Origin of the sequence: Amycolatopsis acididurans (genome assembly GCF_012328925.1) — a bacterium.
Classification (GTDB): domain Bacteria; phylum Actinomycetota; class Actinomycetes; order Mycobacteriales; family Pseudonocardiaceae; genus Amycolatopsis_E; species Amycolatopsis_E acididurans.
Map to the genome: position 1 here is coordinate 260851 of NZ_JAAXLS010000003.1, position 22535 is coordinate 283385.

The window sequence follows — 22535 nt, forward strand, 5'->3', positions numbered from 1 at the left end:
CTCGGAAGGCCACTTCGGCCGCCGGCTCAGGCAGCCGGTGGACACGGGGTTGCCGGGGCATGGCCAACGGGTGTGTGATCGAAGGCACACTCCCAAACAGCCAACGACGTCCCGGGAGGCCTGGCCATGGCCGACAAGCAAACGAAAAACGGGGATTCCGGGGCCGCGGTCGCTGTAGCCGATCCCCGCAAGGTGCGCAACGTGGTATTGGTCGGCCCGTCGGGATCCGGGAAGACCACCCTCACCGAGGCCCTGCTCGCGGTGTCCGGCACCGTCAGCAGGGCCGGTTCCGTCGTGGAGGGCACCACGGTCTGCGATCACGACCCGGCGGCGGTCCGCCAGCAGCGTTCGGTGGGCCTTTCGGTCGCGCCCGTCATGCACGGCGACATCAAGATCAACCTGATCGACACGCCCGGCTACGCCGACTTCGTCGGCGAACTGCGGGCGGGCCTGCGCGCGGCGGACGCGGCCCTGTTCGTGGTGTGCGCCGCCGAGGGCGTCGACGCCGCGACGAGCGCGCTGTGGTCCGAATGCGCCGCGGTGGGCATGCCGCGCGCGGTGGTCATCGCACGCACCGACCACCATCGCGCGGACGTGATGGGTGAGATCGACGCCTGCCGCGAGGCGTTCGGCGCCGGCGTCCTGCCGCTGTACCTGCCCGCGGGCGGCGATCGCGCAGGGCTGGTCGGGCTGATCACCCAGCGCCTGTACGACTACTCCGAGGGCTACCCGCCGAAGCAGGCCGATCCCGATCCGGGCGATCTGGAGCGGATGACCGAGGCACGCAACGAGCTGATCGAGGGCATCATCGCCGAGAGCGAGGACGAGACCCTCATGGACCGCTACCTCGGCGGCGAGGAGATCGCCGAGGCCACCCTGATCGCCGATCTGGAGACCGCCGTCGCACGCGGCTCGTTCCACCCGGTGATCCCCGTGTGCGCGACCTCCGGGGTGGGGCTGGCCGAGGTGCTGGACGGCATCGCCAGGGCGTTCCCGTCGCCGGTGGAACACACGCTGCCCGAAGTCAGCACGCTCGACGGCGGCGCGTCCGAGTCGATCAGCGCGGATCCCGACGGCCCGCTGGCCGCCGAGGTCGTGCGGACCGCCGTGGACTCCTACGTCGGCCGCGTGTCACTGGTGCGCGTGTTCTCCGGGACGCTGCGGCCGGAGCGGCCGGTGCACGTGTCCGGGCACGGGCTGGCCGAACGCGGGCACGAGGACCACGACGCCGACGAGCGCGTCGCCCACGTGTACTCACCCCTCGGCGCGAACCTGCGCGAGGTGCCCTACTGCGTGGCCGGCGACCTGTGCGCGCTGACCAAGGTCGGTTCGGCGGAGACCGGCGACACCGTGTCCTCGCCCGACCATCCGCTGCTGATGGAACCGTGGTCGATGCCCGAACCACTGCTGCCGGTGGCGATCGTCGCGCACAACCGCAGCGACGAGGACACGCTGGCGCGCAACCTGTCCCGGCTCGTGGCGGGCGATCCGACGCTGCGGCTGGAACGCAACGCCGAAACGGCCCAGCTGGTGCTGTGGTGCATGGGCGAGGCACACGCCGACGTGGTGCTCTCGCGGCTGCGTGCGGGCGGGGCCGAAGTGGACACCGAACCGGTGAAGGTGCCGCTGCGCGAAACGTTCGCCGGAGCGGCGAAGGGCCACGGGCGGCACGTGAAGCAGTCGGGCGGCCATGGCCAGTACGCGGTGTGCGACATCGAGGTGCGGCCGCTGGAGCGGGGCGCGGGTTTCGTGTTCGTCGACCGCATCGTCGGCGGGGCGATCCCGAACCAGTTCATCCCGAGCGTCGAGAAGGGCGTGCGGGCCCAGCTGGAAAGGGGCCTCGTGTCGGGGTATCCGATGATCGACGTGCAGGTCACGCTCGTCGACGGCAAGGCACACAGCGTGGATTCCTCCGACGCCGCGTTCCAGACCGCGGGGGCGCTCGCGCTCAAGGACGCCGCGGCGAACGGGCGCGTTCTGCTGCTGGAACCACTCGACGCGGTGTCGGTGCTGCTGCCGGACGAGCACCTCGGCAACGTGCTCGGCGACCTGTCCTCGCGGCGCGGGCGCGTGCTGGGCACCGAATCCGCGGCGGGCGGGCGCACCATGGTCCGCGCCGAGGTGCCCGCGACGGAACTGCTGCGCTACGCCAACGAACTGCGCGCGCTCACCTCGGGCACGGCGACCTTCACCCGCCACCACGCGCGCTTCGATCCGCTGCCGGAAGGAGTGAAAACCGCCAGCTGACCGGGATCGCCGGCCGTACGGGCGGCACTAGAACTCGAAACCGCCCGGCCGTCCGCTGCGGTCGGCGATCAGCCCGGCCAGGGTCGCGATCGCGATCTCGGGCGGGGTCCGCGAGCCGATGTTCAGCCCCACCGGCCGGTGCACGCGGTCGATGTCCTCGGCCGCGACGCCGAGCTGCTTCAGCGCCTCGACGTGCGGGCCGGGGTGGCGCGGGTTGCCCATCACGCCGACCCAGCGCACCGGCCCCGCGAGCACGTCGGCCAGTACCGGCCCCAGCTCGTCGCGGTGGTGGTCGGTGACGACGACGTCGGTGTTGTCGTCGAGCGCGGGCAACTCGGCGTGCTCGGCAGGATCGTAGAGGGCCGTACGGTAGCCGAGGCCGGCGCCGATCGTGAGCAGGTGGTCGGCCACCGGCGAGGCGAAGACGGCCACGAGCGTGCGCTCGGCGGTCTCGGCAGGGGCATCGCCGTGGGCGACGGCGCAGGGATCTGACATGGCTCAGAGTCTGCCACTCACGGCACCGGATCGACGATTTCGAAGTACTCCGGCTGGGGCGCGGTGCCCGCGAGCTTGAAGTAGCGCACCTTGCGGCGGCGGCGCAAGGTCAGCGTGTCGCGCACCGCGTCGTTGTGCACGCGCCGCGCGATCATCACCCGGTGCTCGGCGTCGGACAGCTCGTCGGTGAGCCGTGGCGGCAGTTGTGCCCGCGCGACCGCGCCCAGCACCTTGGTCAGCTCGTTCTCCGCGGTCTCGCGTTCCGCGCGCGGCGCGGCCTCGGCCACGTCCGCGGCCTGCCGGATCGCGGCCGCCCCGACGCCGTCCAGCGCCGCCGCGGCCACGGCCCGTGCCACGACGGCCCGCCTGGCCAGCGCGGCGTCGAGCGCGGCCCAGCCCGCGTCGAGACGGACGTGCAGCCGGTCGAGCCGGTTCGCCGTCGCGATGAGGAACAGCCCGCCCAGCACGATGACCGCGGCCAGCACCGCGATGAGAACGACGAACCACGTCATCGCGTCGCTTCCTCCGTGCCCACCCGCCGCGGGTCCGCGGCGATGGCGATCTCGTACACGCGCAGCACCTGCGTGACCACGACCGGCCAGTCGTACATCGCCACACGCTCCCCCGCCGCCGCGGCCAGCGACGAGCGGCGGGCCGGGTCGCGCAGCAGCTCGCGCAGCCCCTCGGCGAGCGAGCCCGGATCACCGGTCGCGGTGAGCTGCCCGCAGGTGCCGTCGTCGAGGACCCGCCGGAACGAGTCGAGGTCGCTGGCCGCGACCGCGGTACCCGCCGCCATCGCCTCGGTGAGGATCATGCCGAAACTCTCGCCGCCGGTGTTGGGCGCGCAGTACACGTCCACGCTGCGCAGGACCCGCGCCTTGAGCTCGTCGTCGGCCTGGCCGAACAGCCTGATGTGCGGCCACAGCCCAGGACCGGCCATCCGCCGCAGTTCCTCGGGCTCGCCGCGGCCCACGACGAGCAGCTCCAGGTCCAGGAACTCGGGCAGCAGCACGCGCGCCGCTTCGAGCAGCACGTCCATGCCCTTGCGCGGTTCGGTGAACCGGCCGATGAAGCCGAGCGTGCCGCCCGCCCTCGGGTATCCCTCCAGCGGCCGGGCCCGGGCGAAGAACTCGGCGTCGACCCCGTTGGGGATCTCCACCGCGTCGCCCCCGGCGTGCTCGACCTGCACGCGCCGCGCGAGCGCCGACACCGCGATCCGCGCGGTGATCTTCTCCAGCAGCGGCCGCAGCACCGGCTGGAACGCCGCGAGGGTGCGGGAGCGCGGGGTGGAGGTGTGAAACGTCGCGACGATCGGCCCGTCGGCGACCTTCAGCGCGAGCAGCGACAGGCTCGGCGCGGCCGGTTCGTGCAGGTGCAGGACGTCGAAGTTGCCCTCCCGGAGCCAGCGGCGCACCCGCGCGTAGGACACCGGGCCGAACTGCAGGCGCGCGACGGAGCCGTTGTACGGGATGCCCAGCGCCTTGCCCGCCGGATGCACGAAGTCCGGCAGGTCGGCGTCCTCGTCGGCGGGTGCGAGCACGGACACCTCGTGTCCCCGGGCCAGCAGCGCCTTGGCCAGGTCCACCACGTGTCCCTGCACCCCGCCGGGCACATCGAAGGAGTAGGGGCAGACGATGCCGATCTTCACCCGGCCGCCGCCTCCTCGGATTCGGCACCGGCGTCCTCGGCGTCACCGAAGTCGGTGGTCCACAGCTTCTGCAGCATGTGCCAGTCGGTGGGATGCGCGGCGATGTCCCCGGCGAAGATGTCGGCCATCGCCTGGGTGGCCGCGGGCACCTCGGAGCGCTGGGTGACCCGGATGCGGGGATGGATGCGGATGCCCCAGCCGTCCCCGGTGAACCACAGCCCGAGCGGCAGCAGCGCGGCACCCGTGGTGGCGGCGAGCCGTGCCGGCCCCGCGGCCATTCTCGTGCCCTCCCCGAAGAACGTCACCGGAACGCCCGAGCCGGTGATGTCACGGTCGGCGACCAGGCAGACGATCTTGTTCTCCCGCAGCCGCTGCAGCAGCACCCGGTAGGCGGAGGCACCGTCGGCGGGCACGATCTCGAATCCCAGCGATTCGCGGTACTCGACGAAACGCCGGTACACCGATTCGGGCTTCAGCCGCTCGACCACCGTGGTGAACGATCCGGTGAAGCCGACCAGCCACAGCCCGGCGACGTCCCAGTTGCCCGAATGCGGCAGCGCGACGACCGCACCGTTGCCTTCGGCGAGCGCGGCCTCGAGGTTCTCGACGCCGGTCAGCCCGTCGTCCGCCTTCCGCTGCACGGCCGCATGATCCATACCCGGCAGCCGGAACGACTCGTGCCAGTACCGGGCGTAGGAGCGCATCGCGCCGCGCACGAGCTCGTCGAGTTCCTCGGGGCCCGCCTGCGGCACGACCCGTCGCAGATTGCGGCGCAGCTGCCGCACCCCGGCCCCGTTCCGGCGGACGGCGAAGTCCGCGCCCAGCCCGAACACCGCGCCGGCGAACGACGCGGGCAGCCGCCGCACCAGGCGCCAGCCGGCGGCATAGCCGACGTCGCTCGCGCGCTGGGACAGCCGGCTCACGAATGCGCCTCCCTGGCCCGCGCGGACGCGGCGACCGCGACCATCCGCTGTCCGAGCGTCACCGCCGACAGCACGGCGAGCAGCCACTGCGAGGCCTCGACGGCGTACGGCAGGCCGAATCCCTGCAGCCCAGTGCCGACGAGCGCGATGATCAGCCGCTCCGCGCGTTCGATGAGCCCGCCGTCGGCGGAGAGCCCGGACGCCTCGGCGCGTGCCTTGACGTAGGAGATGACCTGGCCCAGCACGAGGCAGACCAGCGTCGCCGCGGCCGCCCGCAGGTTGTGCTCGTGCACGAAGCACCACCACGCGATGCCGCAGAACAACGCGCCGTCGACCAGCCGGTCGCACGTGGCGTCCAGCGCCGCTCCGAACGGTGTGCCGTGCCCCCGGGCCCTGGCGATGGCGCCGTCCAGCAGGTCGAGCATGGCGAAACCCCACACCGTGAAGGTGCCCCACAGCAGCAGCCCGGCCGGGAAGAACGCCAGTGCGCACACGATGGCGCCCGTCGTGCCGAGCACCGTGATCACGTTGGGCGTGACCCCGGCCCGCAGGAGCGCGTGGCCCAGTGGATCAAGGGCGCGCGAGACGGACGCGCGCGCGAAGATGTTCAACATCAGATCGGCCGCTGGTAAGAATCGGCAGGCATACTCATCGCTGGCTACGTCACCTGGCTGCTGGTCGGAGATGTGTGCCAGCGCAGCCTATCGACCCCTGCCCGTCCTCCGGCGGGGCGGCGCGCGGAAACGGGCCGATCAACGCGCCTGCGCGGCCTCCCCGGCCTCCAGCTCGGCCAGCGCGGCCGCACAGCGCGGGGTGAGCCGTTCGCGGATCGCGGTGCTGATCTCGCCGAGCTGGCACACTTGTTCCGGCGTCAGCGCGTCGAACAGCGCCTCCCGCACCGCCTCGACGTGCCCCGGCGCGGCGGCCTCGAGCGCGGCGAATCCCTCCGGCGTGAGCGTGGCGTTCGCGCCGCGCTTGTCGGTCGCGCAGTGCTCGCGGCGCACCCACCCGTTGGCCTCCAGGCGCGCGACGGCGTGTGAGAGCCTGCTGCGCGAGGACCGGCTGCGGTCGGCGAGTTCGCTCATGCGCAGGGTGCGGCCGGGCGCCTCGGACAGCCTGACCAGCACCTCGTAGTAGGTGTGCGGCATCGCCGCGTCACGCTGGAGCTGGCCCTCGACGTGTCCGCGCACCATGTCAATCGCTGCGGAGAACTCGCGCCACACGCGCTGTTCGTCGTCGCTGAGCCACCGGGTTCCCGACATACGAAACATCTTACCCCTGGTTGAGCCTTCAACTAAGCTTCGGTACAGTCTGATTGAGAGCTCAACCCATAGCGTTGCTAAACAAAGGAGAGGCTTCATGAGCGCGCCCACCACCGAGATCCCCGGTTACATCGCAGGCACCTGGGTCATCGACGGCACCCACTCCGACGTGACCTTCACCGTCCGCCACCTGGGCGTCTCGAAGGTTCGCGGCCGCTTCGACCAGGTCGAGACCACCATCGTGACGGCGGAGAAGTTCGCCGACTCGACGGTCACCGCGACCATTCACACCGCGAGCATCGACACCAACAACGCCGACCGCGACGCGCACGTGCGGGGCGGCGACTTCCTCGACGTCGAGAACTTCCCGGCCATGACCTTCACCTCCACCGCGGTGCGCGAGGAGGACGGCGAGTACTTCATCGACGGTGAGCTGACCCTGCGTGGCGTCACCAAGCCCGTGACCCTGGCCGCCGAGCTGGGCGGGTTCGGCAACGGCATGGCCGAGGGCAGCAAGGTCCTCGGCATCTCGGCGAGCACCGAGATCAGCCGCACCGACTTCGGTGTCGGCAGCGGCGTCCCGGGCGCCGTGGTCAGCGACAAGATCAAGATCGAGCTCGACATCGAGGCCGGCCTGCAGGCCTGAAGCCCGTTGCCGTGAGGGACCTCCTCCGAGGGGGTCCCTCACGGCGGGCACGGCTCAGGCGCCCCAGGCGCTCGCCAGCAACTCCCGCGTTTCGCCCAGGAGCTGCGGCAGGACCTTCGTGTGGCCGATCACCGGCATGAAGTTCGCGTCGCCGCCCCACCTCGGCACCACGTGCTGGTGCAGGTGCGCGGCGATCCCGGCGCCCGCGATCACGCCCTGGTTCATGCCGATGTTGAACCCGTGCGCCCCCGACACGGACCGGACCACCGTCATCGCGCGCTGCGTGAACTCCGCCAGTTCCCTGACTTCGTCCGGCGTCAGTTCCGTGTAGTCCGCGACGTGCCGGTACGGCAGGACCATCAGGTGCCCGGGGTTGTACGGATACAGGTTCAGCACCGCCCACACCTGCTCACCGCGGGCGATGATCAGCGCGTCCTCGTCGGCCATGCCGGTGAGGCGGCAGAACGGGCAGCCCTCCGGCTCGTCCCCCTCGGCCTGCCCCTGCCCCTGCACGTAGGCCAGCCGGTGCGGCGTCCACAGACGCTGCAACGCGTCCGGGACGCCGACACCGTCCTGGGCGACGACTTCCGGCTTCACCCGAGGACCGCCCCGACGCTGTCGGCGGAGGGCGAGGTGTTCTCGCGGCGGGCGACCCAGCCGGCGATGACCTCGACCGCGTCGCTCACCGGCACCCCGTTGATCTGGCTGCCGTCGCGGAAGCGGAACGACACCGCGCCCGCCTCCACGTCCTTGCCGCCTGCCAGCACCATGAACGGCACCTTCTGCGTGGTGTGGGTGCGGATCTTCTTCTGCATCCGGTCGTCGCTGGTGTCCACCTCGACGCGAATTCCCTTGGCGCGCAATGCTTTCTCCACGCCACGCAGGTGCTCGACGTGCTCGTCGGCGATCGGGATTCCCACGACCTGCACGGGCGCGAGCCACGCCGGGAACGCGCCCGCGTAGTGCTCGGTGAGCACGCCGAAGAACCGCTCGATCGACCCGAACAGCGCGCGGTGGATCATCACCGGCCGCTTGCGGGTGCCATCCGCCGCGGCGTATTCGAGCTTGAACAGCTCCGGCAGGTTGAAGTCCAGCTGAATGGTGGACATCTGCCACGACCGGCCCAGCGCGTCCTTGGCCTGCACCGAGATCTTCGGCCCGTAGAACGCCGCGCCACCGGGGTCGGGCACCAGGTCAAGCCCGGACGCCTCGGCGGTCTGCCGCAGCACCTCGGTGGCGTCGGCCCACACCTCATCCGAGCCGACGTACTTCTCCTCGTTGCGAGTGGACAGTTCGAGGTAGAAGTCGTTGAGGCCGTAGTCGCGCAGCAGGTTCAGCACGAAGTCCAGCAGCGACTTCAGCTCGTCGACCACCTGCTCCTGGGTGCAGAAGATGTGCGCGTCGTCCTGGGTGAAGCCGCGGGCGCGGGTCAGGCCGTGCACCACACCGGACTTCTCGTACCGGTAGACCGTGCCGAACTCGAACAGCCGCATCGGCAGATCCCGGTAGGAACGGCCGCGCGAGGCGAAGATCAGGTCGTGGAACGGGCAGTTCATCGGCTTGAGGTAGTAGTCCTGGCCCGGTTTGCGGACCTTGCCGTCCTCGTCGTACTCGGCGTCGAGGTGCATCGCCGGGTACATGCCGTCGCGGTACCAGCCGAGGTGACCGGAGACCTCGAACAGCGTGCCCTTGGTGATGTGCGGCGAGTAGACGAAGTCATAACCGGCCTCGACGTGCCGCTGCCGCGAGTAGTTCTCCATCTCCTGGCGGATGATGCCGCCCTTGGGATGGAACACCGGCAGCCCGGAGCCGACCTCGTCGGGGAAGCTGAACAGGTCCAGCTCCGCGCCGAGCTTGCGGTGATCACGCCGCTCGGCCTCGGCCAGCATCTCCAGGTAGTGCTCCTGCGCCTCCTGGGACTCCCATGCGGTGCCGTAGATCCGCTGCAGCTGCGGGTTCTTCTCGTTGCCGCGCCAGTACGCCGCCGCGACGCGGGTGAGCTTGAACGCCGGGATGAACTTCGTGGTCGGCAGGTGCGGGCCGCGGCACAGATCGCTCCACACGCGCTCCTTGGTGCGCGGGTCGAGGTTGTCGTAGATGGTCAGCTCACCGCCGCCGACCTCCATCACCTCGGAGGTGTCCACTTCGGACTTGAGGTCGATGAGCTCCAGTTTGAACGGCTCGCCCGCCAGTTCCTCGCGGGCCTGCTCGGGCGAGTCGAAGCGGCGCCGGGAGAACTGCTGCGCGCCCTTGACGATCTGCTTCATGCGCTTTTCCAGCGCCTGCAGATCCTCCGGGGTGAACGGCTTCTCGACCTGGAAGTCGTAGTAGAAACCGTCCTTGACCGGCGGGCCGATGCCGAGTTTGGCCTCGGGGAACTGCTGCTGCACGGCCTGGGCGAGCACGTGCGCGGCCGAGTGGCGGATGACGCTGCGCCCGTCCTCGGTGTTCGCGGCGACGGCCTCGACCTGGGTGTTGACCTCCGGCGCCCACGCCAGGTCGCGCAGGCGGCCCTCGGCGTCACGGACGACGACGATCGCGTCCACGCCCTTCGTGGGCAGTCCCGCCTCGCGTACGGCGGCGCCGGCCGTAGTCCCGGCCGGCACCACCACGCTCGGAGCGGGTGCGGCGACGACGGACGACGGCTGGTTCACGATGGGCTCCTTCGAACGAAGTGGTTACCCACCGATGCTATCGGCCGTGGTCCACCGGCTTTCCGCAGGGACTTCAGACCGTCTCGACGACCTCGTCGTAGTCCAGCCGCGGCAGGCGGTCGAACCACGGGTTGTCCCCCGGCTTGCCGACGTTGACGACGACGAGCGACTTCCAGTTGGTACCGGAGAAGAACTCCTTATCCACGCCCGCGGCGTCGAAACCGGTCATCGGGCCCGCGGCCAGACCCGCCGCGCGCACGCCGACGATGAAGTAGCCGACCTGCAGCAGCGAGTTGAGCCGCGCGAAGCCCTCACGCGAACCCTCGTCGCCGGCGAAGAGGTCCTTGGCGTCCGGCTTGTGCGGGAAGGTCTTGGGCAGGTTCTCGTGGAAGTCGACGTCGGCGGCGAGCACGACGGTCACCGGGGCACTCTCGGTCTTGGCGCGGTTGCCCTCGGCCATGTGCGGCAGCAGGCGCTGCTTGCCCTCCGGGGTGCGTACCACCAGCGCGCGAAGCGGCTGCGTGTTCATCGAGGTCGGCGCCCATTTCACCAGGTCGTAGATCGCCTGGAGCTGTTCGTCGGACACCGGCTCGTCGCTGAACGAGTTCGCCGTGCGAGCCTCACGGAACAGCAGGTCCTGGACATCCTGGGGAACGTGCAACGCGTCGGCGAGGGTGCTCGCGGTCATGGGCTACTCCCTATTCTCGGAACGGCATTCATCCACGGCTAACGTAGTTGAGCGCTTGACCATTTCCCGCGGAGTGTGTGGCGATCATCACGGCGCGTAAATGCGCGCCCAGTCCACCTGCGCCGTGGTCTGCACCAGCTCGCCGGGATGGTTCCGGACGAAGGTCAGCTGGAGCACCAGGTGCATGGGCGTCTTCGGGATGAACTTCGGATCGTCGTAGACACCCCACACCTGGCCGTCCAGGTACAGCGTGATCTTGTCCGCCTGCCAGTCCACCCCGAAGTTGTGCCACTGTGTCAGATCGACCGGCGCGCTCTGGAAGTGCGGTCCCTTGGTGTTGCCGGGGCCGTGCAGCCAGCTGTCGGTGAAGGTCCGCTCCGCGTTCCACGTCTCGCTGAAGTCGATCTCGCCGGCGTCGGGGAAGTTCGCGTCGTCGGCACCCCAGAGCAGAAACGTCGGGGCGAACGCGCGGTCGGCCGGCTTGGGCATGCGCGCCCGCACCTCCCACCGGCCGAAGGTCTGGTCGTCCTTCCACGCGATCCCGCACGTGGTACCCGCGTTGTTGGCCTGGCCGGTCAGGGTCAGCACGCCGTCGGCGACGGCGCACTGCTTCTTGCTCCAGGACTCGTTGACCGAGTTGTCGCCGTTGTAGACGTCCCACTTCGCGGTGTCCACGCTCGCGCCGTCGAACTCCTCGCCGCCGATCTTCTTCCAGCCGTAGCGGACGGCGGCCTCGGTGGACCCGGACGTCACCGGCGGCGCGGGGGAAGCACCGGCGGCCGCCTGGCCGGGCGGGTCCTCCGTGCCGCCGCTGAACCGGTCGGCGGTCAGCCGCACCGCGACCACGGCGAGCGCGACCAGCACGGCACACAGGCTGAGGAGAATGACCCGACGCTTCACGGCGGCCAACCTACATCCCCCTATAGGGTGAGTTTTCGCACCCGTTCGTTTCCGCTCCGGCGCGCCTGCCCTGCGCCCTGGCGGCCAGGAAGAGCGCCTGCCGCCGCAGTCGCGCGCCCGGCGCCTTCGCCGCCCCGACCAGCCGGTCCCGCCGCCGCACCCGCCAGTGTGGCGCGGCCGCCATCTCGCCGGTCAGCGAGCGCTGCTCGACGAAACCGGTGTCCTCCAGCGCCGCCGAGATCGAGCCACGCGAGATCCGGAACGCGGCCAGCGAGTCGGCGAGCCCGTAGAAGTCCCCGCGCTGCAGCAGCCGGACCCACAGGTCGAGATCCATCGGGAACCGCCATCGCGAGTCGAACCCCCCGACGGCGTCGAAATCCGCGCGCCGGAACAGTGCGCCGCCGGGTTCACCGAGCGGGTTCCCGCCGTGCCGGACGATCTTGCGGACCACGTCCTGGCTGGCATGCCTGCCGGTCAGCCCGCGCAAGCCACGATTGCGGCTCAGCGGCCGGGATTCCTCGTTGATCATCGTGCGGCGGCTGCACACGAGCGCGATCCCGGGATCGCCCGCCAGCACCGCGTACTGCTTCTCCAGGCACCGCGGATGCAGCAGATCGTCCGCGCACACCAGCTTGACCAGCGGCGCCCTCGTCGCGGCGACGGCCTTGTTCCAGTTCTCGGCCAGCGGCAGCACGCGGTCGTTGCGCACCACGCGCAGCCGGGGATGGTCGAACTCGCGCAGGATCTCGGCGGTCCGGTCGGTCGAGGCGTTGTCGACCACGACCAGTTCGAAATCGCGGAAGCTCTGCGCGAGCACACTGCGCAGGGTTCCGGCTAGGTATAGTTCGGCCTGGTATGCCGGGACACACACCGCGACTTCGGGCCTCACCGCAACGCCCCCCTTCTCATCCCGGCGTGCGGAGCGTCGCGATGGTAGCGGTATTACTGACAGTGATCGGGTTGTGGTTGCCTTCTGACGGACGTGAACCGGCCGGTGCGCACCTGCTGCTGGGCGTCACACACGCCCAGTACAGCCTCGATCCCGACCTCTCCCCCGAGCAGCGCGCCGCGGGCGAACGCGTGCTCGCCACCGCGCCGATGCTGCAGAACCAGCACATCATGGGCTGGGGCGCACTCAACCCCGAACCCTCCCCCGGCGTGTTCGACTGGTCCACTGTGGACACCCGGATGGACCTGATTTCGCGCACCGGCGGCGTTCCCGTGCTGACGTTGTGCTGCGCGCCGGACTGGATGAAGGGCGGCAGCCCGGGCACCACCGACTGGAACCGCCTGGAGGAGGCCCCAGCGCCGGAGCACTACGGCGACTTCGCCGCGCTCGCCGCCGAGGCCGCCAAGCGCTATCCGCAGGTGCGCTACTTCCAGGTGTGGAACGAGCTCAAGGGCTTCTGGGACGCCGAGGCGAACACGTGGGACTCCGCGGGGTTCACCGATTTCTACAACCAGGTCTACGACGCGGTGAAGCGGGTCCGGCCGGATGCCCGCATCGGCGGGCCCTACGTCGTGTTCGACACCGTCGGCTCCGGCCGGATCGACCCGCGGGTGCTGGAGTTCTTCCGGTACTGGAACGAGCACAAGCACGGCGCGGACTTCGCCGCCGTCGACGCCTCCACCGGCCCCGGGGACTCCTCGTCGCTCTACGCGGACGTGACGAGCTGGGTGCGTGCGCAGACCGGGCTTCCCGTCTGGTGGTCGGAGTTCTACCCGCACCCCGTCGAGGAAACCGATCAGGCGCGTGCCGCGGCGACACTCGACGCGGTCGCGCGGGCCGCCGAGGCGGGTGCGTCGGCGATGCTGCTGTGGCAACCACAGGCCAGCGCCGATCTGCCCTACGCCGCGTTGTGGTCCGATCCGTCCGCGGGCCCGGTCGGGCCGACCAGCCTCACGCGGGCGTGGACCTGGCTCGCGGCGCGGCTGCGGACCGGCTCGGTGCGGATCGAACGGGACGTGCCCGGCGACCTCCTGCGCTTCGTGGGCGGCGACGCGACCCTGACGGTCAACCTGTCCGCGTCCGCGAGCGTGCGCCCAGGCGCTTCGCTGGCCCCGTTCGCGATCACCTTCGGCTGATCAGCCGGAGCTCAGCCCGGCTACGATCCGCCAGATCGCGCCGGCGACGGTGAGCACGGCGAGCCCGACGGCGATCAGGTCGAGCTGCCGGATGCGGCGCGTGCGCGCGGTCGCCGAATCGGTCGAGCGGCGTCCCACCGCGAGTTCCTTGAACACCGTCCGCACGATCAGCACGGCCAGCAACGCGACCCCGAACAGCGCGGTGACCAGCGTCAGCACGTCGGCCGCGTTCACGGTGTCATCCGGTCCCTTCGTCCACGGGCTGGACATTGCGCTGGGCGGCGCTCGCCCGGCCGAGCACCATCGAGCCGTCCTGGTCGTACACGACCCGGTACAACGAGGCCTGCAGGCCTCGCAGCAGTGCGTCACGGTAGCCCGGCGGGGTCCCTTGCAGGATCGACAGGTACGCGAACTGCGGCTCGGTCACCACAAGATAGTCGGGGCCCTTCTCCTGCAGGCACTCGACGGCGGCGCGGACATCGCGGAGATCGGCGCAGTAGACGTCGGCCTGCGACTGCTGCACCTCGCCGACCCTGGTGAACGACAGCGGCACGGCGTTGACGAGCGCGTCCACCCGCTGCTGCGGACGAGCCTGCTGGACCGCCCAGGTCGCGGCGGCGACGTCGCCGCGGCTGACGCTGGTGTAGGCGTCGTTGCCGCCGCGCGCCAGCACGGTCATGGTCGTGAGCGCGGTCAGCACGACGAGCGGGATCGCCCCCGCCCCGACCGTGCGCCACGGGCGGTTGCGCCACCGCAGCCGCCGCGCGCTCGTGACCGCGCGTTCCAGCGCGATCCCGCCCGCGAGCGCCATGAACGGCAGCGCGAACAGGAAGCAGCGCATGAACACCTCGCCGCCGTAGGACTGCGCGAGCGTGAGCCCGAACGGCGCGGCGCACAACGCGGGCAGCAGCCACGAGCGGAGCTTGTCGCGGCGCATGAACACGATGCCCATCGCCGCGACGGCCGCGACGAACCCGCTGGCCGCGATCCGGACCAGCAGCACGATCAGGTGCCCGGGGCTGCCCGAGATCCGGTCGAACAGGCCCTGCCCGACGGATCCGCCGACGTCGCCGAGCGGGCTGAGGATCAGCGGGATCAGCTGCCCGATCCAGAAGTCCGAGGCGCCCAGCGAGAACCACACCACGGCCGCGCCGAGCACCACGAAGGGCAGCCACGCCGGCCACAGCCTGCCGAACAGCAGCAGCAGGATCAGCAGCGCGCCCAGCACGTACGGGGTGAGCTGGTGGGTCGGCGCGAGCCCGAGCCCGATCAGCACGACCGAACCCTGCGCGACCAGGCGCGCCTTGGGACTGGACCTGGGCGCCAGCCGCACCCGCATCCGCGCCTTCACCGGTTCGGTCAGCCGGGGCCGCACGAGATGCCGGAACGTCAGCGTGATCGCGGCGAGCATCAGCACCATCGCCGTGGCCTGCGGGGAGAAGTAGTCCTGTTCGGTCCAGTTGCCCGCCAGGAAGAGCCACGGCGCGATCCAGGACGCGCGGCGGTTGCCCAGCGCCGACACCGCCAGTGCGCGCACGCCGAGCACCATCAGCCCGGCCAGCACGGTCGGCGCCCAGTTCAGCAGCGGCACCGCGTTCGGCATCCCGGCGGCGCGGGTGAGCATGGCGATGAAGGAGAAGAATCCCGCCCACGAGAAGCGGGCGTCGTAGCCGCGCAGCACGTCGCCGTTGTTCGCGATGTATTCGGCGAAACCGGCGTGCAACCAGGCCGTGGGCAGCCGGGCCTCCGGTTCCACCGCGGGCTGCAGCCCGTAGACGAACACCACCCCGGCCAGCGTGTACAGCGTGAGCACCCAGCTGCGCGGCTGGTAGCGCAGCAGTTCCAGCACCACGGCCGCGATCAGCACCGGGTAGGCCAGCAGCGTCAGCGGGGACAGTGCGCCGAACAGCCCGAGCCCGCCCATCGCCGAGGGCGGCACCGGGTGCAGCCCGAGCACCCACAGGATGACCGCGGCACCGGCCAGGCCCGGCCCGAAGAACGGGTCGGCCAGCAGCGCGGGCTTGCCCGCACCGGCCGGCGGCCGCGAGTCCACCGCCCGGCGCGGCGGCTTCGCCTCCGGCGGCGGCAGGCTGCCCGCGACGGGGATGTAGCGGGTGGGGGTGCCCGCCGGGGTGTAGTTGACCGGGCGGTTGGCGCCCGGATAGCGCCGCACCGGCCGGTTCGAGCCGAACGGGCCGAGGAACCGCGTCGGTGCATTCATGCCGGCGCTCCGCGCAGCCGGGTGCGCAGGTCGGCCAGCACCACGACGGCGAGCACGAACTCCGCGACCAGCAAGCCGACCCCGAACGCCAGCTCGGAGGGCATCACCAGGGCCAGCACGACCGCGAGCGCCGCGGTGACGCCGTGCAGCGCGGCCACGCCCGTGCCGCGGCCCTGCCCGAGGTGCACGGCGATGGCCAGCAGCACCGCGAGCCGGGGCAGCTGCGCGACGAGCAGGATCCGCAGCAGGTCCGCGCCCTGGGTGTACTCCGGGCCGAAGATCATCAGGATCACCCCGGCCAGCAGCCCGCCCACCGCGAGCAGCGGCACGAACACCAGGACCAGCTTGCGCCCGGTGCCCGCGACGAGCGAGCGGGCGTGCCCTGGTTCGGCGGACATGCGCACGACCAGCGGGTTGACGAACACCGAGGCGGCGAGATCGAGAGCGTTGATCGCGGTCCACACGACGTAGAAGACCGCGTTGGCCTCCGCCCCGAACCGGTGCAGGATGATCAGCGGGGTCAGGTTGTACAGCACGACGACGCAGACCGTGCCCGGATAGGTGGGCGCGAGCAGTCGCACGATCTCGCGCCGGCCCGGCAGCTCCCCCGGTTCGTCGACCGGGCGCACGCGGCGCAGCACGATCACCGTCACCACGGCGACGGCCAGCAGCGTCGGCACGATCCACGACAGCAGCACCGCCAGCCTGCCCGCCAGTGGCGCCAGTACGACGAGCACGATCAGCCGCGCCACCGCGAACAGCCCGTTCTCCAGCGGCACCCAGCGCGCCCTGCCGATGCCGGTGAGCACGGAGTCCTGGAACTGGAACACCGTCCACGCGACGGCGGCGGCCACGAAAAGCCATGTCCCGCCAGGGATCTTGGCCGCGACGTCCCGGCCGGAGGGCACGAGCACGAACACGAGGCCGCCGGCGAGCCCGCCCAGCAGCACGACCAGGTAGGCCCGGTGCAGCAGCCGTGGCAGCAGCCTGCCCGCGCGCGGAAGCCAGCGCAGCACGGCGGGTCCCAGTCCCAGTTCGGCGATCCCCGCGACGAGCAGCATCCCGGACACGAAGGCCGACGCGTGCCCGACGTCACCGGCCGGCAGCAGCCGGGCGGCCAGTATCCAGCCCACCATTCCCGCGACCGCGCTGATCGCCGCGCTCGCCGACAGCGCGAGGCCGTCGGCGAACATCCCGCGGTCCGCGCCGTCCCGTGCCGCGCGGCTCGAGGTGTCGGTCACCGGGCACCTGCCCCACTGGGCGGCCTGCTCCGCACGACGTGGTGCGCCAGCAGCGCGCCGGTCGCGATCGCGGTGCCGACGACGGCGGATTCGGGATGCCAGGCGTGGGTCAGCACCATCATCTGCGCCAGCACGATGCCGATCGAGATCGACAGCGCGACCGCGCTGATCCAGGTCACCGACACGTGCCGCACGTTGACGTAGGAGATCAGCGCCCAGCCCGGCGCGGTCGTGTAGAGCACCAGCACCACGAGCGCGCGCAGCGGCGTGGCCAGGTCGAACATGATCAGCACGACGGTGAGCGCGCACACGCCGAGCAGGCAGTACGCGGTGATCCGCCGGATCCGGAGTTGCTGGATCACCGCCGTTCCCTTCTCGCGTCGCCTCGCTGGTTACCGATGCCCGGACCCGTACCTTCTGCGCGCCACGGCCAGCGCCGCCGGACCGCTGAGCATCCCGGCCCGCTCGTCGCGGCGCAGCTGACGCAGGCGCGAGCGCGCGGCGCGGTCGGACAGCGGCAGCTCCGGGGTGCGGGCGGCGAGCCGGACGAGGCCGCGCGGCAGCCTGCGCAGGATCGAGAACACTGTGGACGGCCGTCGCAGCACCGACAGCAGCAGCATCGCCGACAGCCCGACGCCGTAGCCGCGCATCTGCTCGCGCAGTGCCAGCCAGTCGGCGCGGTGGGTGTGCCGGGCGACGGCGTGCGGCGTGTACACCACGGTGCCGTCCATGCGGGCCAGCCGGACGAACAGGTCGAGGTCCTCCCCCGCCATCGCCGGGCTGCCCGCGCCCAGCAGCGGTTCGAACCCGCCGAGCCGCTCGAAGGTGGTGCGCCGCCACGTGGTGCAGCTGCCGGGCCCGTACCGGGCCAGCGAAAGCGGGTACAGCGGGTCTTCGCGCGCGGTCTCGCGGTCCAGCCGCTGGCGGCGGACCGTGTGGCTGTAGCCCTTGAGCCGTTCGTAGAGCACCTCGGCGTCGGTCTCCAGACTCGCCGGCAGCACGAGCGCGGTGACGCAGCCGACCCCGGGATCGGTGACGAGTTCCTCGGCCACGGCGTCGAACCAGCCCGGTTCGACGCTGATGTTCTCGTCGAGGAAGGCGATGAACTCACCGCCGGTGGCCGCGGCGCCGGTGTTGCGCGCGATGCTGACGCCCGTGCGAGGCTCCACGACGTAGCGCGCGCCGAGCTTGCCGGCCTCGTCGCGCAGCCACTCGTCTCCGTCCGGCCCGGGTGGGAAGTTGTCGACGACCACGATCTCCAGGCGCGGGTACCCGGCCTCCAGCGCCGCCCGCACGCTGCGCAGAGCCTGCGCCTTGCGGTGCGCGGTGGGCACCACGACGCTGATCAGCGGCCGGTCGAACTCCCGCCGCGGCGCCGGGGCCCCCGCGGTGATCATGTCGAGCCGCACCACGCCGCGCCGCACCGGCAGCAGCACCACGTCCAGCGTGCGGTCGCCGTCGCGGACGAGTACCTGCGCGGCGCGGTAGCGGCCGACGGTGCGCGGTGGCACCGCGAGCTCCAGCGGCAGGTTGCGCACGTCGACGGTGGCGACGTGGATCGGCCCGTGCACGAGCTTCGGGGTCGCCGAGCGGATCCGCAGCCGTGGGCCGGCCAGCTTGCCGCGCAGGTATCCCAGTGCGGTGGCGACCACGACGACGCACAGCGCGGCCAGTCCGGTGCCGCCGGCGCGTTTTCCGCGCAGCAGCCGGGAAAGCTCGCGCAGCGCGGCCGAGGGAATCACCTTGCGCAGGTAGTCCCGTTCGGTCGACAACGCCGCGTCGGCGCCCACCGAGCGCGACACCAGCGCCTTCGACAGTCCCTCACCCCAGCCTCGACGGCGCAGGTAACGCCACGTCAGCCGGTCCGGCGTGACCCGGTGCCGCACGACCGCCGAGGGCCGGAACAGGATCACCGACCCCGGGGAGGCCTGCCCGAGCCGGATGCACAGCTCGGTCTCCTCGCAGCCCAGCGGGGTGCGCCCGACCCGGCCGAGATCCTCGGTGAACAGCCCGGCGTGATGGAAGGCCTCACGCCGGAAGGACATGTTGCAGCCCATCACGTTGCGCACCGGGGTCTCGGACTCCGGCTGCCCGGTGTAGGTGCAGCCGACGACCCAGTCCAGTTCACCGGTTCCCGCACCGCGCGCGGGCAGCAGCGGCGAGCGCACGCCCTCGGGCCAGACGGGACGGGCCGAACCGCCGACCGCGAGCACGCCCGGATCGTGGTAGCCCGCCAGCAGCTGTTCGAGCCAGTCGTGTTCGGGCACGGCGTCGTCGTCGAGGAAGGCGAGCACGTCGCCCTTCGCCAGGTCGATCGCGGTGTTGCGCGCCCCGGACAGCCCGCGCCGCCCCGCGTTCTCCACCACCGTGACGCCGGGGAACGCCTCGGCGGCCCGGTCGGCGAGCTCGGGGTTGTGGTCGATCACGAGCAGGATCTCGTCCGGCGGCACGGTCTGCGCACGCAGCGCCCCGATCGCGGCGACCAGATCGTCCCACCGCTGCTCGGTGTAGGCGCAGATCACCACGGAACACCTCATGTGGTGACCTCCCCCGGTGCCGTCAGCGGCGTGCGCACGGCCTCGAAGCGGTGCGTGCGGCGCTGCTTGCCGACCCGCTGCCACTCCGCGACGAGGGTGCGCAGCACACGGCCGCCGTCGGAGAAGGTCCGCAGGTTGGTCTCCCCGTAGAGCCGTTTCCGCTCCACGCTGGGGACCTCGGTGATCCACAGGCCGAGCGCGGCGACCCGGCAGTTGATGACGGTCTCGATCTCGAAACCGTCGCCCCACACCATGTTCTCGCCGCGGCGGGCGAACACCGGCGGCAGCGCCAGGCGCGGCACCAGATCGCGCCAGAACGCGTTGTAGCCGTAGCACAGGTCGGTGAAGGCGCCGCTGAACAGGGTGTTGCTCAGCCGGTTGAGCCCGGAGTTACCCGCCGCGCGCAGCGCGGTGATGTCGTGGCTGCCACCGCCCGGCGCGAACCGGGTGCCCTTGGCGAAGTCGGCGCCGCCGACGAGCGCGTCGACGAACCGCGGGATCTCGGCCGGATCGGCGGAGCCGTCGGCGTCGAACATGACGATCACGTCGCCGGTGGCGGCGGCGAACCCGCACGCGAGCGCGTTGCCCTTGCCGCGCCGGGTCTGCTGCACGACGCGTACACCGGGATGGATCGCGCGCGCCACGGCGACGGTGTCGTCGTCGGAATGCCCGTCCACGACCAGCACCTCGTGCACGGGTGGCAGTTCGGGCAGCACTTCGCGCAGGTTGTCCGCCTCGTTCTTCGCCGGGACCACGATGGTCACGTCGGGTTCGAGCCTGCGGCGCGGGTGGCGGCGGGCGGCGGCCGAGATCAGCTCGGCCAGGTCGTCGAAATCGGGGGCGTCGGTGACGGGACGCGGGGAGTCGGTGATCGTCACGCGCTGGGTTTCCTCACGGGCGGCGGGTATCGGGGTGGGGGGGAGATATTCGTGTGACGTGCGAGTGAGCGTCAGGTTCCGGTGATCCGTAGATCGGTGTTCAACCGGCCTTCGTGCTGCTGGGCGCGCAGCCAGGCCAGGCGGGTGAACCGCTGCTCGAACGCGGTTTTCGTCAGGCCGTGGGCCGGGTAGGCCGCGGCCAGCTCACGGGCGCCGTCCTCGACGGTCCACGACACGCGGAAGTCCGGCAGCGCGGCGCGCAGGCGGGAGAAGTCGACGCGGTAGGAGCGGGGATCCGGCCCGCTCTCACCGGTGATCACCAGGCGGGATCCGGGCACGGCGGCGACGACGGCCTCCGCGATCTGGCGCACCGTGAGGTTGTTGACCTCGGTGCCCACGTTGAGTGCCGTGTCGTGCACGGCCTGCTCCGGTGCCCGCAGCGCCGCCTCGAACGCGCCCGCGATGTCGAGCGCGTGCACCAGCGGCCGCCACGGGGTGCCGTCGGAGAGCACCCGCACCTCGCCGGTGAGCACGGCGTGGCCGACGAGGTTGTTGAGCACGATGTCGGCGCGCGGCCGCGGCGAGAAGCCGAAGGCCGTGGCGTTGCGCAGGTACACCGGGCTGAACCCGTCTCCGGCGAGCTCGTGCAGATCGTCCTCGACGCGCACCTTGGACTCGGCGTAAGGCGTGACCGGGCGCAGCGGGGCGTCCTCGGTGACCAGTTCGTCGCCGGCCGCGCCGTAGACCGAACACGTTGAGGCGTAAAGGAAACGCCGCACCCCGGCGTCCTTGGCGAGTTTGGCCAGATGCACCGACGCGGTGTGGTTGATCTCGTAGGTCAGCTCGGGGCGCAGCGAACCGAGCGGATCGTTGGACAGCGCCGCGAGGTGGATCACCGCGTCCATCCCGGCCAGCCGGGCGGCGGTGAGGTCGCGCAGATCGGCGGGATCGCCGGGCGGATCATCCGGCGCGGGGCCCAGCACGCAGGCGGCGAACAGGCCGGAGTCCAGCCCGTGCACCTCGTGCCCGGCGGCCCGCAGTACCGGCGCCATCACCGAGCCGAGATAGCCCTGGTGCCCGGTCAGCAACACCTTCATACGCCTGCCCCCACCGATTTCTCCCACACCATCCATGGCCTGCTGCCGCTGTCGTACGCGGCGTCGAGCGCGGCGCGCTCCTTGAACGTGTCGGCGGCCTGCCAGAAGCCGCGGTAGGGGTAGGCGATCAGCCGCCCCTTCCCGGCGAGCGTGCCGCACGCGTCCTCAACGAGATCGCCGCCCTCGGGGATGTGGTCGAAGATCTCCTGCCGCAGCACGAAGAATCCGGCGTTCTCCCACACCGGCAGGCTGCTGACCGAGCTGATCGTGCGCACCCAGGTGCCGTCCAGCTCGACGCAGTGGAATGTGGACTGCGGCGGGACGACCATCATCGACGCGCCGGCGTCGGCGGCCGCGAAGTTGGCGATCATGTCGTCCAGCGGCGCGTCGGTGAGCACGTCGGCGTAGTTGGCGAGGAAGATCTCCTCGCCCTCGACGTGCTCACGCACCCGGCGCAGCCGCTCACCGATCGAGGACGCGGCGCCGGTGTGCACGAAGGTCACCGACCAGTCGCTGATGTCGGTGGACAGCAGTTCGACCTGCCCGCCGCGCAGCACGAAGTCGTTGGACGCGGTCTCGGTGTAGGTCAGGAAGAAGTCCGTGATGTGTCGCGCGCCGTCACCGAGGCACAGTACGAAGTCGGTGTGGCCGAAGTGGGCGTAGTAGCGCATCACGTGCCACAGCAGCGGCCGCTGCCCCACCAGCTGCATGGGCTTGGGCACGTCGTCGGCGGGCTCGTGGTGTACCCGCGGCGCGGCGGCGCCTTCACCGGGGAGGCCGGGCCGCGGATGGCTCATGCGCATCCCGTGGCCGCCGCAGAACAGCACTACCTTCACGATGCGCTCACCGCCGCGGCCACTCCTCGCTCGTCCGATCGGGCAAGACGTCGTGGCAGCGGGTCCGGCTCGCGGCGCGTGCACGACATCACCGTGACTATAGGATGATCACCCGCTCGCGTTACGCGCAGACGGGTGAGTTCACGGACCCGATTGGGTGCAAACAGTCGCTTTGTG

General features: G+C 71.3%; 22 protein-coding genes. 3 read left to right on the top strand and 19 right to left on the bottom strand.

Annotation, left to right across the window (positions count from 1 at the left end; translation table 11 throughout):
• The first annotated feature begins 126 nt into the window (after positions 1-126).
• On the top strand, positions 127-2247 hold the full coding sequence (locus HFP15_RS07860; RefSeq protein ID WP_168513003.1) for an elongation factor G-like protein EF-G2: 2121 nt from the start codon (positions 127-129) through the stop codon (positions 2245-2247).
• Between the two features lie 27 nt (positions 2248-2274).
• Here HFP15_RS07860 and HFP15_RS07865 read toward each other — a convergent pair whose 3' ends face one another.
• The 6 genes from HFP15_RS07865 to HFP15_RS07890 form a co-directional block, all read right to left on the bottom strand.
• On the bottom strand, positions 2275-2742 hold the full coding sequence (locus HFP15_RS07865; protein WP_168513004.1) for an XdhC family protein: 468 nt from the start codon (positions 2740-2742) through the stop codon (positions 2275-2277).
• A 17-nt stretch (positions 2743-2759) separates the two neighbouring features.
• Positions 2760-3254, bottom strand: coding sequence for a LemA family protein (locus HFP15_RS07870; RefSeq protein ID WP_168513006.1), 495 nt, complete (start codon positions 3252-3254; stop codon positions 2760-2762).
• Entirely contained in the window at positions 3251-4390 is a 1140-nt protein-coding gene (locus HFP15_RS07875) for a glycosyltransferase family 4 protein (protein WP_168513008.1), read from the bottom strand. Before HFP15_RS07875 ends, HFP15_RS07870 begins: the two co-directional genes overlap by 4 nt.
• The gene (locus tag HFP15_RS07880; RefSeq protein WP_168513010.1) at positions 4387-5313 is read right to left on the bottom strand and encodes a phosphatidylinositol mannoside acyltransferase; all 927 of its coding nucleotides are present in this window, start codon (positions 5311-5313) and stop codon (positions 4387-4389) included. Before HFP15_RS07880 ends, HFP15_RS07875 begins: the two co-directional genes overlap by 4 nt.
• Positions 5310-5927 (bottom strand): phosphatidylinositol phosphate synthase, encoded by a 618-nt coding sequence (gene pgsA, locus HFP15_RS07885; RefSeq protein ID WP_168513012.1) that lies wholly within the window; start codon positions 5925-5927, stop codon positions 5310-5312. The genes HFP15_RS07880 and pgsA overlap by 4 nt, the downstream gene beginning before the upstream one ends.
• A 138-nt stretch (positions 5928-6065) precedes the next feature.
• The gene (locus tag HFP15_RS07890) at positions 6066-6575 is read right to left on the bottom strand and encodes a MarR family winged helix-turn-helix transcriptional regulator (RefSeq protein WP_168513014.1); all 510 of its coding nucleotides are present in this window, start codon (positions 6573-6575) and stop codon (positions 6066-6068) included.
• Between the two features lie 97 nt (positions 6576-6672).
• Between HFP15_RS07890 and HFP15_RS07895 the strand changes: the two genes are divergently transcribed.
• Positions 6673-7221, top strand: coding sequence for a YceI family protein (locus HFP15_RS07895; RefSeq protein ID WP_168513016.1), 549 nt, complete (start codon positions 6673-6675; stop codon positions 7219-7221).
• Positions 7222-7275: 54 nt separating this feature from the next.
• On the opposite strand, the gene HFP15_RS07900 is transcribed toward HFP15_RS07895, so the two are convergent.
• The 5 genes from HFP15_RS07900 to HFP15_RS07920 all read right to left on the bottom strand — a co-directional run bounded on the left by HFP15_RS07900 (position 7276) and on the right by HFP15_RS07920 (position 12352).
• Positions 7276-7818 carry an HIT family protein gene (locus HFP15_RS07900; RefSeq protein WP_168513018.1) on the bottom strand — a complete coding sequence of 181 codons (543 nt, stop codon included), beginning with the start codon at positions 7816-7818 and terminating at the stop codon, positions 7276-7278.
• Positions 7815-9875, bottom strand: a complete 2061-nt coding sequence (thrS, locus tag HFP15_RS07905) for a threonine--tRNA ligase (protein WP_168513020.1) — start codon at positions 9873-9875, stop codon at positions 7815-7817. Before thrS ends, HFP15_RS07900 begins: the two co-directional genes overlap by 4 nt.
• Before the next feature lie 73 nt (positions 9876-9948).
• Positions 9949-10563, bottom strand: coding sequence for a malonic semialdehyde reductase (locus HFP15_RS07910; protein WP_168513022.1), 615 nt, complete (start codon positions 10561-10563; stop codon positions 9949-9951).
• A gap of 87 nt (positions 10564-10650) precedes the next feature.
• Complete coding sequence (locus tag HFP15_RS07915; RefSeq protein ID WP_168513024.1) at positions 10651-11463, bottom strand: glycoside hydrolase family 16 protein; 813 nt, start codon at positions 11461-11463, stop codon at positions 10651-10653.
• 10 nt (positions 11464-11473) lie between these two features.
• Entirely contained in the window at positions 11474-12352 is an 879-nt protein-coding gene (locus HFP15_RS07920) for a glycosyltransferase family 2 protein (protein ID WP_168513026.1), read from the bottom strand.
• A 41-nt stretch (positions 12353-12393) separates the two neighbouring features.
• Here HFP15_RS07920 and HFP15_RS07925 point away from each other — a divergent pair, with 41 nt between their 5' ends.
• The gene (locus HFP15_RS07925; RefSeq protein ID WP_168513028.1) at positions 12394-13548 is read left to right on the top strand and encodes a GH39 family glycosyl hydrolase; all 1155 of its coding nucleotides are present in this window, start codon (positions 12394-12396) and stop codon (positions 13546-13548) included.
• On the opposite strand, the gene HFP15_RS07930 is transcribed toward HFP15_RS07925, so the two are convergent.
• The 8 genes from HFP15_RS07930 to HFP15_RS07965 all read right to left on the bottom strand — a co-directional run bounded on the left by HFP15_RS07930 (position 13549) and on the right by HFP15_RS07965 (position 22358).
• Entirely contained in the window at positions 13549-13782 is a 234-nt protein-coding gene (locus tag HFP15_RS07930) for a hypothetical protein (protein ID WP_168513030.1), read from the bottom strand. It lies immediately after the preceding gene.
• 4 nt (positions 13783-13786) lie between these two features.
• The gene (locus HFP15_RS07935) at positions 13787-15769 is read right to left on the bottom strand and encodes a hypothetical protein (protein WP_246271492.1); all 1983 of its coding nucleotides are present in this window, start codon (positions 15767-15769) and stop codon (positions 13787-13789) included.
• A complete protein-coding gene (locus tag HFP15_RS07940; protein ID WP_312871508.1) occupies positions 15766-17010 on the bottom strand; it encodes a lipopolysaccharide biosynthesis protein in 1245 nt (414 codons plus the stop codon). Before HFP15_RS07940 ends, HFP15_RS07935 begins: the two co-directional genes overlap by 4 nt.
• Positions 17007-17372: a hypothetical protein gene (locus tag HFP15_RS07945; RefSeq protein WP_168513032.1), complete on the bottom strand. Its 366-nt coding sequence runs from the start codon at positions 17370-17372 to the stop codon at positions 17007-17009. Before HFP15_RS07945 ends, HFP15_RS07940 begins: the two co-directional genes overlap by 4 nt.
• A gap of 30 nt (positions 17373-17402) precedes the next feature.
• Positions 17403-19547: a glycosyltransferase gene (locus tag HFP15_RS07950; RefSeq protein WP_168513034.1), complete on the bottom strand. Its 2145-nt coding sequence runs from the start codon at positions 19545-19547 to the stop codon at positions 17403-17405.
• On the bottom strand, positions 19544-20425 hold the full coding sequence (locus HFP15_RS07955) for a glycosyltransferase family 2 protein (RefSeq protein ID WP_312871509.1): 882 nt from the start codon (positions 20423-20425) through the stop codon (positions 19544-19546). The genes HFP15_RS07950 and HFP15_RS07955 overlap by 4 nt, the downstream gene beginning before the upstream one ends.
• A 71-nt stretch (positions 20426-20496) precedes the next feature.
• Positions 20497-21522, bottom strand: a complete 1026-nt coding sequence (locus tag HFP15_RS07960; RefSeq protein WP_168513036.1) for an NAD-dependent epimerase/dehydratase family protein — start codon at positions 21520-21522, stop codon at positions 20497-20499.
• Entirely contained in the window at positions 21519-22358 is an 840-nt protein-coding gene (locus HFP15_RS07965; protein WP_168513038.1) for a glycosyltransferase family protein, read from the bottom strand. Before HFP15_RS07965 ends, HFP15_RS07960 begins: the two co-directional genes overlap by 4 nt.
• Positions 22359-22535 lie beyond the last annotated feature (177 nt).